The 10,314-nt window shown below is 72.3% G+C and carries 7 protein-coding genes; 5 read left to right on the top strand and 2 right to left on the bottom strand.

Annotation, left to right across the window (positions count from 1 at the left end; translation table 11 throughout):
* A partial coding sequence (locus AB0C29_RS18445) for a phosphatase PAP2 family protein (RefSeq protein WP_360821603.1) occupies nt 1–612 on the bottom strand: 612 nt, incomplete at its 3' end.
* Between the two features lie 222 nt (nt 613–834).
* On the opposite strand from AB0C29_RS18445, the gene gsmA reads away from it, so the two are divergent.
* Together gsmA and AB0C29_RS18435 are read left to right on the top strand one after the other, a co-directional pair.
* Nucleotides 835–1,983, top strand: a complete 1,149-nt coding sequence (gene gsmA / locus AB0C29_RS18440; protein WP_360821600.1) for a sporangiospore maturation cell wall hydrolase GsmA — start codon at nt 835–837, stop codon at nt 1,981–1,983.
* An 86-nt stretch (nt 1,984–2,069) separates the two neighbouring features.
* Nucleotides 2,070–4,394: an ATP-binding protein gene (locus AB0C29_RS18435; RefSeq protein ID WP_360821599.1), complete on the top strand. Its 2,325-nt coding sequence runs from the start codon at nt 2,070–2,072 to the stop codon at nt 4,392–4,394.
* Here the strand turns inward: AB0C29_RS18435 and AB0C29_RS18430 are convergent.
* Nucleotides 4,327–4,692, bottom strand: a complete 366-nt coding sequence (locus AB0C29_RS18430) for a response regulator (protein ID WP_360544131.1) — start codon at nt 4,690–4,692, stop codon at nt 4,327–4,329. The two genes, AB0C29_RS18435 and AB0C29_RS18430, sit on opposite strands and share 68 nt — an antisense overlap.
* 155 nt (nt 4,693–4,847) lie before the next feature.
* On the opposite strand from AB0C29_RS18430, the gene AB0C29_RS18425 reads away from it, so the two are divergent.
* The 3 genes from AB0C29_RS18425 to AB0C29_RS18415 all read left to right on the top strand — a co-directional run bounded on the left by AB0C29_RS18425 (nt 4,848) and on the right by AB0C29_RS18415 (nt 10,123).
* Nucleotides 4,848–5,624, top strand: a complete 777-nt coding sequence (locus AB0C29_RS18425) for an aldo/keto reductase (RefSeq protein WP_360821597.1) — start codon at nt 4,848–4,850, stop codon at nt 5,622–5,624.
* Nucleotides 5,625–5,698: 74 nt separating this feature from the next.
* Nucleotides 5,699–9,625, top strand: a complete 3,927-nt coding sequence (gene hrpA, locus AB0C29_RS18420) for an ATP-dependent RNA helicase HrpA (protein ID WP_360821595.1) — start codon at nt 5,699–5,701, stop codon at nt 9,623–9,625.
* Nucleotides 9,626–9,742: 117 nt separating this feature from the next.
* Complete coding sequence (locus AB0C29_RS18415; RefSeq protein WP_360544127.1) at nt 9,743–10,123, top strand: DUF6401 family natural product biosynthesis protein; 381 nt, start codon at nt 9,743–9,745, stop codon at nt 10,121–10,123.
* Nucleotides 10,124–10,314: the final 191 nt, after the last annotated feature.

Below are 10,314 nucleotides of genomic sequence, written 5' to 3'. Positions count from 1 at the left end.
CAGCACGACCAGCAGCGCCGCGACGGTGTCGCTGGGCCGGTGCCATTCGGCCCAGACGGTGGCGATCGCGATGATCGTCACGTAGGCGGCGCCGATCAGCGCCACCGTGCCGCGGATGGCGAACGGCAGCACCAGGATCAGGGCGAACGCCACCGAGGCGGCCGCGGTGGTGTGGCCGCTCGGGAACGAGTTCGGCGCGGGGAAGCCGTCCAGGTCGGGGCGGGGCAGGCGGTTCTTGAACAGCCGGGTGCTGGCGTTGGCCCCGATCACCAGCAGGCCGGCGGCCAGCGCCAGGTCGACCCGGCGGCGGATGAAGCCGATCGCGGCCGCGGCCACGCAGACCAGCACGAGGCTGGCCAGTGTCGTGCCGTTCAGGGCGCGGTCCAGCACCTGCACCACGCGCTCGTGCCGGACGTCGGCGCCCTGCATCATCATCGTGTCCACGGTCTGCCCGAGCGGGGTGCGCACGCAGGCCAGATAGACCCCGGCCACGCCGGCCGCGGCGAGCAGCGCGACGAACGCGTGCCCGACCACATGCCAGAAACCCCGGCCCGGCCGGTCGGCCGGTGCGGGTTCCGCGCTTTCTGCGGGGCGGGATGCCAGGGCCGTCATCGGCGGTGTCCTCCAGTACGTCACGAGTGGGCGGTTCCGCTTTGCCCAGACGAGGCACATCTCAAGCACGTCCGCGCCGCGGATCATAGCCCCCTCCCGTGACATCCGCCCCACGCAGCACGTTCCCGCCCCCGGCAACCCGGATGCACCCGCTCGTAGCCCGGACCCGCAACGCCGCCCCGCGACCTTCATACGAACGCCGAAACGCAGACACCGGCCGCGATGAAGGGGATGTTCATGCTGCACACCGCCCGCCGACTGCTCACCGCGCCGCTGCTGCTGGCCGCGCTCGGAGCCGGGCTGATCGTGGCGCCCGGCGCCGCCGAAGCGGCCGGGGTGTCCGCCACCATCCACGTCGGGAGCACGCTCAAGGTGCGTTCCGGGCCCTCGCTGACCGCCAAGGTGGTCGGCACGGTCCGCAACAAGCAGAAGGTCACCGTCGCCTGCTACGTGCCCGGCCAGAAGGTCAAGGGCTCGCTGCGGACCACCACGTCGTGGGACCGGCTGGGCGCGGGCCGTTACGTCTCGCACGGCTACGTGAAGGCGGCCCGCTCGCTGCCGCGCTGCGCCGTGAGCTCGCCGAAGGCCGTACCGACCAAGACCAAGACCTCAGGCACCGCCCGGTACGTCATCGGCACGGTCAAGAGCACCGACGGCGGCGTGAACCTGCGCTCCGGCTCGGCCACCACCGAGTCCGTCACCGGTACGGTCGCCAGCGGCGCGAAGATCGACCTGACCTGCGCCGTCACCGGTCAGTACGTGGCCGGCACGGTCCGCTCGACGAACCAGTGGGACCGCACGCCGACCGGCTCGTACATCTCGCACGCCTACATCTACTCCGGCCCGCTGCCGGTGTGCGCCGGCTCGCCGGTGCCGGCCCCGTCGGTGACGCTGACCCCGGCCGAGTTCATCGCGGCCTCGGTGCCCGGCGCGCAGCGCGGCTGGCGTGACTACGGTGTCCCGCCGTCGGTGACCATCGCGCAGGCCATCCTCGAGTCCGGCTGGGGCCGCAGCGGCCTGGCCTCGGTGGACCGCAACTACTTCGGCATCAAGTGCCAGAACGGCAGCTACGGCAAGCTGGCCAACGGTTGCCACGTGTACCGGACCAACGAGTGCACCAAGGCCGGCAGCTGCTTCGCCACCTCGGCCAGCTTCCGGACGTACGCCACCCAGTCCCACTCGTTCCGCGACCACGGCAGCTTCCTGCGGGTCAACAGCCGGTACGCCGGAGCGTTCGCGCACACCAAGGACGCCAACAAGTTCATCTGGGCGGTGTGGAAGGCCGGTTACGCCACGGACCCGAACTACTACACCAAGGTCACCGGCATCATGGCCTCCTACGACCTGTACAAGTACGACACCTGGAAGTGAATCGTCCTCACCCCCGTCGGCGGAACCTCGTCGGCGGGGGTGATTCGCGTCTTATGCTCCCTTCGGTGGGGAGTCGCGGTGCCAGGGTGCGAGACGGCGCGACCGGAGCGTGGTCAGGACGCTTCGTCGGCCCGCTGCTCGCCGCCACCGTGCTCGTCATCGGGCTCGCCGCCACCCTGCTCACCGCCGGCACCCTGCGCTCCGACCAGCGCGAGAGCGCGGACCGGGTGATGGACCAGCGCACCTCGGTGGCCCGGGTGGCCGTCGCGGGTGAGGCCGGGCGCTACCGCAGCCTGCTCCAGGCGGTCGCCGCCGGGCTGGGCACCAACAGCCGGATCACCGCGACCGACTTCGCCGCCGCTTCGGCCCCGTTGGAGAGCGCCGGCCTGCTCGGCGTCAGCACCGTCGCCTTCGTCGTGCCGGCCCGGACCGAGGCAGTCGCCACGACCGAGGCGTTCTGGCGCGCCCGCGGGGCCACCGAGCTGCGGCTGGCGCCCAGCGGCACCCATGCGGAGCACTACTTCTCGATCTTCCAGCGCACCCTGAACAACGGGACCCCGGCCACGGCCGGCATCGACGTGGCGCCGTCGGCCGAGGGCACCGCCGCGCTCGTCGAGTCCCGCCGCACCGGCCGGCCCGCCGTCTCCGACACCTACGTGCTGCTGCGCGACCGGGGCATCCCGCCGGACCGCCAGCAGCTGTCGTTCCTGTTCGCCGCCCCCGTCTTCGCCTCGGCCACGCAACCCGGGCGGTTCCCCGAGTTCCAGGGCTGGGTGGCGCTGGGCCTGCGCGGTCAGGACTTCCTCGGCAGCGTGCTGGGCGCCGCCAGCCAGGGGCTGATCGACGGCGAGCTGTACGCCACCAACGGTGACGGGCGGCGGGTGCGGGTGGCCGCGTACGACGCGCCGGGCGGGCGGGACCTGGTCCGCCAGGCGAGCTTTCCGGTGGCCGACCGGCAGTGGACGCTGGTCACCGCGGCCGACTCGCGCAACCTGCCCGGCGCGCACACCAGCATGCCGCTGATCGTGCTGGCCGGCGGCCTGTCGATCACGTTCATGCTGGCCTGCCTGGTGTGGATCCTGGCCACCGGCCGGTCCCGGGCGCGGGCCCAGGTGCTGGTGGCGACCGAGGAGCTGCGGACCGCCGAGGCCGAGAGCCGCCGCCAGGCCGGCCTGCTCGGCGCGATCATGGCCAGTCTCGGCGACGGGGTCGGGGTGGTCGACGAGTCCGGGGCGTTCCTGCTGCACAATCCGGCGGCCAAGGCGCTGCTCGGCGTCCCCGACGACGTCGACGGGCCGGGGGAGTGGCAGCAGCACTACGGTCTGTTCCGCCCCGACGGGCACACCCCGTTCCCGGTCGAGGAGATGCCGCTGGTCCGGGCCCTGCGCGGGGAGTCCTCCGACGACGTCGAGATGATCATCCGCAACCCGCACCGCCCGGACGGCATCCTGGTCAGCGTGGACGGCCGGCCGCTGGACGCCAACGCCGCGGGCCGCCACGGTGCCGTCGCCGTCTTCCACGACATCACCGAGCTGCGCCGCTACGAGACCGACCTGGCCGTGTTCGCCGGGGTGGTCGCACACGACCTCAAGGCGCCGCTGGCGGTCATCCGCGGGCACTGCGAGGTCGCGGCGGACGAGCTGGCCGACGCCCCCGAGGGCCCGGAGGTCTTCGAGGCCCGCGCCGCCCTGGACCGGATCGCCAACAACGCCGACCGGATGGCGGCGCTGATCGACACCCTGCTGGCCTACACGACCTCCCGCGACGCGCCGCTCAAGCTCGGCGCCGTGCGGCTCGGCCCGCTGGTGGCGGACGTGATCGAGCAGCGCCTGGCGAGCCCGCGCCCCGGTGGGCCGCCGCCGCCCGACTGCTATGTCGGGCCGCTGCCCGACGTGCACGCGGACCCGGCGATGCTGCGCCACGTGCTGGACAACCTGATCGGCAACGCGCTCAAGTACGTCCCGGCGGGCCGGCCCGCCCGGATCGACGTCACGGCCCAGCCGGGGCCACCGGGCTGGACCCGGATCGAGATCGCCGACCGCGGCATCGGCATCCCGGACGAGGACAAGCCGAACATCTTCGAGTCCTTCCACCGGGCCGGCACCGCCGCCGGCTACGCCGGCACGGGCCTCGGGCTGGCCATCTGCCGGCGGATCGTGGAGCGCCACGGCGGCACGATCGGCGTCACCGACAACCCCGGCGGGGGTACGCGTTTCCACTTCACCCTGCCGCTCGCCATCACCACCGCGCCCGATCAGGCCCCAGGAGATCTGGCCGCACTGGACCGGGCGCTGGCCGAGCGCGCGGCTGTCGAGGGATCGACGCCGGCGCCGCTGTCCGGGATCAGGCCGGCCGCGGCGGCAGCAGCGCCGCCACGCACGCCAGGAGCTGAGCGGGCAGGAACGGCTTGAGCAGTGTCGCGTTCGCGCCCACCTCGGCCGCCCGCTCGTCCCCGGGCAGCATGGAGCCGCTGGCCAGCACCACCGGGATGTGCTTGAGCCCGGCGTCGGCGCGGATCGCCCGGCACAGGTCGAGCCCGGTCATCCGCGGCATGTCGACGTCGGTCACCACGATGTCGGGGCGATGCTTGCGGACCGCCTCCAGGGCCGCGGCGCCGTCGCTGGCGACGACGACCTGATGGCCGGCCCGCTCCAGAGCGCGCTGGAGCACGAACCGGATGTCCTCGTGGTCCTCTGCGACGACGATCATGGCACCTCGGTCTCTCATGGCCGGACCACCCGGCCGGAAGCTGTCGGAGAGATACCGAATGAGACGGCTGCCGGGAAACGGGCAGCCCCGGCACTGATCCCGGCCGGCGCGAACATCGTGGTCTGATCCGGCGCCACGTGGGCAAGATGGAGGGCATGACGATTCCCTCCGTACCGCTGGGTGGCCCGGTCGACATGCCGCTGCTCGGCTTCGGGACCTGGCAGATCCGCGGGAGTGCCGCGTACGACGCGGTGCGCGAGGCGCTGGAGGCCGGCTACCGCCACCTGGACACCGCCACCATGTACGGCAACGAGGCCGAGGTCGGCCGGGCGCTGCGCGACAGCGGTGTGCCCCGCGACGAGGTCTTCGTCACCACCAAGCTGCCGCCGGACCGGGCCGGCCAGGAACGCGGCACCCTGGACGCCAGCCTCACCGCGCTCGGCCTGGACGCCGTCGACCTGTGGCTGATCCACTGGCCGCCGCGCCGCGGCAAGTCGGTGCAGGTGTGGCGCGAGCTGCTGACCGCCCGCGACGAGGGCCGGGTGCGGGCCGTCGGGGTCAGCAACTACGGCACCGAGGACATCGACGAGCTGATCGCCGCCACCGGCCAGAAGCCGGCCGTCAACCAGATCCGCTGGGGTCCCAAGCTGTACGACGCCAAGCTGGTCGCCGAGCACCGTGAGCGTGGTGTGGTGGTCGAGGGCTATTCGCCGTTCAAGACCACCGACCTGCACGACCCGGTGCTGACCCGGATCGCCACCGCGCACGGCGTCGACCCGGCCCGGGTGGTGCTGCGCTGGCACGTGCAGCACGAGATCGTGGTGATCCCCAAGAGCGCCACTCCCGAGCGGATCGCCCGCAACGCGCAGATCGACGGCTTCGTGCTCAGCGACGAGGAGATGACGCAGATCGACGGGCTGTCCCGGGTGTGACCGCGCCGGTGTGATGCGGACGGCGCGTTAATCATCGGGCGTTCCGGGCCGGATCTGCCTATTGTTGACGCGCCATGTCTGTCACACCCGTCAGCCCGGACCTCGCCGAGCTCCGCCGCCGCCTGTCCGAGCTGCTGCCGCGCGACGAGCGCCGGCTCCAGCGCCGCATCGAGGGCACCCGCCGGATCCGCGACGAGGTCGCGCGGGCCGCCGTGCTGACCGAGATCGCCGCCGAGGTGACCGAGGCCGAGCAGCGGCGCGCGGCCCGCCTGGCCGCCGTCCCGCCGATCACCTATCCCGACGAGCTGCCGGTCAGCCAGCGCCGCGACGACATCCTGGCCGCCATCCGCGACCACCAGGTCGTGGTGATCGCCGGCGAGACCGGTTCGGGCAAGACCACCCAGCTGCCCAAGATCTGCCTGGAGCTGGGCCGGGGCGTACGCGGCCAGATCGGGCACACCCAGCCCCGCCGGATCGCCGCCCGCACGGTCGCCGAGCGGATCGCCGAGGAGCTGGGCACGCCGCTGGGCTCGACGGTCGGTTACAAGGTCCGCTTCACCGACCAGGTCACCGACGAGACCATGGTCAAGGTGATGACCGACGGCATCCTGCTCGCCGAGATCCAGAACGACCGGATGCTGCGCCGCTACGACACGCTGATCATCGACGAGGCGCACGAGCGCAGCCTCAACATCGACTTCATCCTCGGCTACCTGGCCCAGCTGCTGCCCAAGCGCCCCGACCTCAAGCTGATCATCACGTCGGCCACGATCGAGACGCAGCGCTTCGCCGAGCACTTCGCCGGCCCGGCCGGCCCCGCCCCGGTCATCGAGGTCTCCGGCCGCACCTACCCGGTCGAGGTCCGCTACCGCCCGCTGGTCGAGGACACCGGTGACGAAGAGGGGGAGAGCCGCGAGGAGCCGATCGACCAGGTGGACGGCATCGCCGCCGCGGTCGACGAGCTGGGCCGGGAGAGCAGCGGCGACATCCTGGTCTTCCTCAGCGGCGAGCGCGAGATCCGCGACACCGCCGACGCGCTCAACAAACGCGACCTGAAGAGCACCGAGATCGTCCCGCTCTACGGCCGGCTGTCCGCCGCCGAGCAGCACAAGGTCTTCCAGCGGCACACCGGGCGCCGGGTCGTGCTGGCCACCAACGTCGCCGAGACCTCGCTGACCGTGCCGGGCATCCGCTACGTCATCGACCCCGGCACCGCGCGCATCTCCCGCTACAGCAGCCGGCTCAAGGTGCAGCGGCTGCCCATCGAGGCGGTCTCGCAGGCCAGCGCCAACCAGCGCAAGGGCCGCTGCGGGCGCACCTCGGACGGCATCTGCATCCGGCTGTACTCCGAGGAGGACTTCGAGTCCCGGCCGGCCTTCACCGAGCCGGAGATCCTGCGCACCAACCTCGCCTCGGTCATCCTGCAGATGACCGCGCTGGGGCTCGGCGACCTGGCCGCGTTCCCGTTCATCGACCCGCCGGACAAGCGCAACGTCACCGACGGCGTCAAGCTGCTGGAAGAGCTCGGCGCGCTGGAGCAGCGCAAGCTGACCCCGATGGGCCGCCAGCTGGCCCAGCTGCCGGTCGACCCGCGGCTGGCCCGCATGGTCATCGAGGCCGACAAGCAGGACTGCCTGGCCGAGGTCATGGTGATCACCGCCGCGCTGTCCATCCAGGACCCCCGCGAGCGCCCGGTCGACAAGCAGCAGCAGGCCGACGAGAAGCACGCCCGGTTCGCCGACAAGGAATCCGACTTCTTCAGCTACCTCAACCTCTGGCGTTACCTGCGTGAGCAGCAGCGCGAGCTGTCCGGCAACCAGTTCCGCCGGCTGTGCCGCAGCGAGTTCCTCAACTACCTGCGGGTCCGCGAGTGGCAGGACATCTACTCGCAGCTGCGGCAGGTCGTCCGTACCCTCGGGCTCACCCTCACCGAGCGCGACGAGCTCGCCGGGGCCCAGCCCGTGCACACGGCCCTGCTCGCCGGTCTGCTCTCGCACATCGGCCTCAAGGACACCGACAAGCGGGAGTATCTGGGCGCCCGCGGCGCCAAGTTCGCGATCTTCCCAGGGTCGGCGCTGTTCAAGAAGCAGCCGCGCTGGGTGATGTCGGCCGAGCTGGTCGAGACCTCGCGGCTGTGGGGCCGGGTGAACGCGCGGATCGAGCCCGAATGGGCCGAGAAGCTGGCGCCGCACCTGGTCAAGCGCAGTTACAGCGAGCCGCACTGGGAGAAGAAGCTGGGCGCCGTGATGGCGTACGAGAAGGTGACCCTCTACGGGCTGCCGATCGTGCCGCGCCGCAAGGTCGGCTACGCCCGGGTCGACCCGGCGCTGTGCCGTGAGCTGTTCATCCGCCACGCGCTGGTCGAGGGCGACTGGGAGACCCACCACAAGTTCTTCGCGGAGAACGCCAAGCTGCTGGCCCGGATCGAGGAGATCGAGAACCGGGCCCGCCGCCGGGACATCGCGGTGGACGACGAGACCGTGTTCGCCCTCTACGACGCCCGGATCCCGGCCGACGTGGTCTCCGCCCGGCACTTCGACGCCTGGTGGAAGAAGGCCCGCCACGAGAACCCCGAGCTGCTCACGTTCACCCGGGAGCTGCTGGTCAACGCGGGCCGCGACGCCGTCGACCCGGGCGCGTACCCCGATGCCTGGCTGGTCGACGGGGTCCGGCTGCCGCTGACCTACCAGTTCGAGCCCGGCGCGGCCGCCGACGGCGTGACCGTACGGGTGCCGCTGCCGCTGCTCAACAAGCTCGACGCCGACGACTTCGGCTGGTCGGTGCCGGGGCTGCGCCGGGAGGTCGTGATCGCGCTGATCCGGGCCCTGCCCAAGCAGCTGCGGACCAGCTTCGTGCCGGTGCCCGACTGGGCCGAGGCGGTGCTCAGCCGCATCCCGGCCCGCCGCGGCGCGCTGCCCGACGCGGTCGGCGACGAGCTGCGCCGGCTGACCGGCACGGTCGTGCCGCGCGACGCCTGGCGGCCCGACCAGGTCCCCGAGCACCTGCGGATCAACTTCCGGGTGGTCAACGAGGACGGTGCCGTGGCGGGCGAGGGCCGTGACCTCGACGTGCTGCGCGCGAGCCTGGCGCCCAAGGTGCAGGCGACCATCTCCGCCGCCGCCGGAGCCATCGAGCGCCGCGGCATCACCACCAACGACTTCGGCAAGCTGCCCCGCTCGATCGCCCAGGTCCGCGGCGGCTACGAGGTGACCGTCTATCCGGCGCTGGCCGACGAGGGCGACAGCGTGGCGGTGCGCGTCTTCGAGACCGAGGAGGAGCAGCGGGAGGCGATGCGGGCGGGCACCCGCCGGCTGTTGCTGCTCACCCTGCCGCCGGCCGCCCGCTTCCTGCAGGGCCGGCTGGACAACCGGGCCAAGCTGGAGCTGTCGCGGGGCAACCCGTACCGCTCGATCGCCGACCTGCTCGACGACTGCGCCGGCGCGGCCGTCGACAAGCTGGTCGCCGACGCCGGTGGCCCGGCCTGGGACAAGGAGTCCTTCACGAAGCTGCGCGAGGAGGTCCGGGCCGACCTGGTGGACGCGGTCGCCAACGTGGTGACCCAGGTCCGGGCCGTGCTCGCCACCGCGTACGACGTCGAGCAGCGCCTCGGCAGCACCCGCGACCCGGCCCTGGTGCCGGCCCTGGCCGACATCCGGCAGCAGCTCAAGGGCCTCGTGCATCCCGGCTTCGTGACCGGGACCGGCTGGAAGCAGCTGCATCATCTGCCCCGCTACCTGCGCGGCATCACGCACCGCCTGGACCGCCTGCCCGGCAACCTGCCGCGGGACCGGCAGCTGATGACCCAGGTGCACGAGATCGAGCGGGAGTACCGCGAGCTGCGCGCCGAGCTGCCGGTGGGCGGCCCGGCCGACGAGGGGCTGCGGGAGATCCGCTGGATGATCGAGGAGCTGCGGATCAACTTCTTCGCCCAGGCCCTCGGCACCGCCTATCCGGTGTCGGACAAGCGGATCTACAAGGCCATGGATCAGCTCCCCGGATAGGTCTGCTGTACCTTTCGCGGTGGTTTTTCCGGCTGCGGGGTGCGTCCGGGGCAGCGGTCGGGTGCCGTTCGGTTACCCGGCTGTCAACCGGTGGTGCGAGGCCCTAGCGTCCTTCCCATGACGAACGAATTCCTGGCCTTCGCCCCGGTTTCCACCGCTCCCGCCGCCGACCCGGCCCGCGCGCTGCTGGACGAGATGATGGCGCGGGTGGGTGTCGACGGCCTCGCCGCCGCGCTCGGTGACGCCGGTCTGCTGGCCCAGGTCGACCAGCACGCCGCCGCGGTGCGTGACGCCCTGCGGGACGCCGGCCGCGCCGTCGACGCCGAGGGGCTGGCCGCGTACGCCAAGTCGATCCTCGCCGCCGCCGTGCGGATGGGCCGCCCGGTGCCGGAGCCCGGTCACGCGTACGTGTCGGGCACTGCCTGGCTGGCGGCCGAGTGGCACCTGATGCGCCTGGTGGCCGTCTGCATGATCGCCGAGTCGGCCGGTCTGCTGTAGAGATCACCCGAAACGCTGACCCTCCGATGATCGCGGCGTAAAGAGTATTCCGTACCTTTTGTCCTATGCGTTTCGCCGCCTCACTAGTCCTCGCGATGACGGCCCTGCCGGGCATCGCCGCCTCCTCGCCCGCGCTCGCCGCCGCGCCGGTCGCGCCCGCACCGGTCACCGTCGCCCGGTACACCTTCGAC

This window comes from Actinoplanes sp. NPDC048791, assembly GCF_040650095.1.
Lineage (GTDB): Bacteria > Actinomycetota > Actinomycetes > Mycobacteriales > Micromonosporaceae > Actinoplanes.
This window is presented reverse-complemented; position numbering and strand designations above follow the sequence as displayed.

Coding starts and splice junctions, on each gene's coding strand:
- gsmA (WP_360821600.1), top strand. CDS start 835: ATGAAGGGGATGTTCATGCTGCACACCGCCCGCCGACTGCTCACCGCG.
- AB0C29_RS18430 (WP_360544131.1), bottom strand. CDS start 4,692: ATGATCGTCGTCGCAGAGGACCACGAGGACATCCGGTTCGTGCTCCAG.
- AB0C29_RS18425 (WP_360821597.1), top strand. CDS start 4,848: ATGACGATTCCCTCCGTACCGCTGGGTGGCCCGGTCGACATGCCGCTG.
- hrpA (WP_360821595.1), top strand. CDS start 5,699: ATGTCTGTCACACCCGTCAGCCCGGACCTCGCCGAGCTCCGCCGCCGC.
- AB0C29_RS18415 (WP_360544127.1), top strand. CDS start 9,743: ATGACGAACGAATTCCTGGCCTTCGCCCCGGTTTCCACCGCTCCCGCC.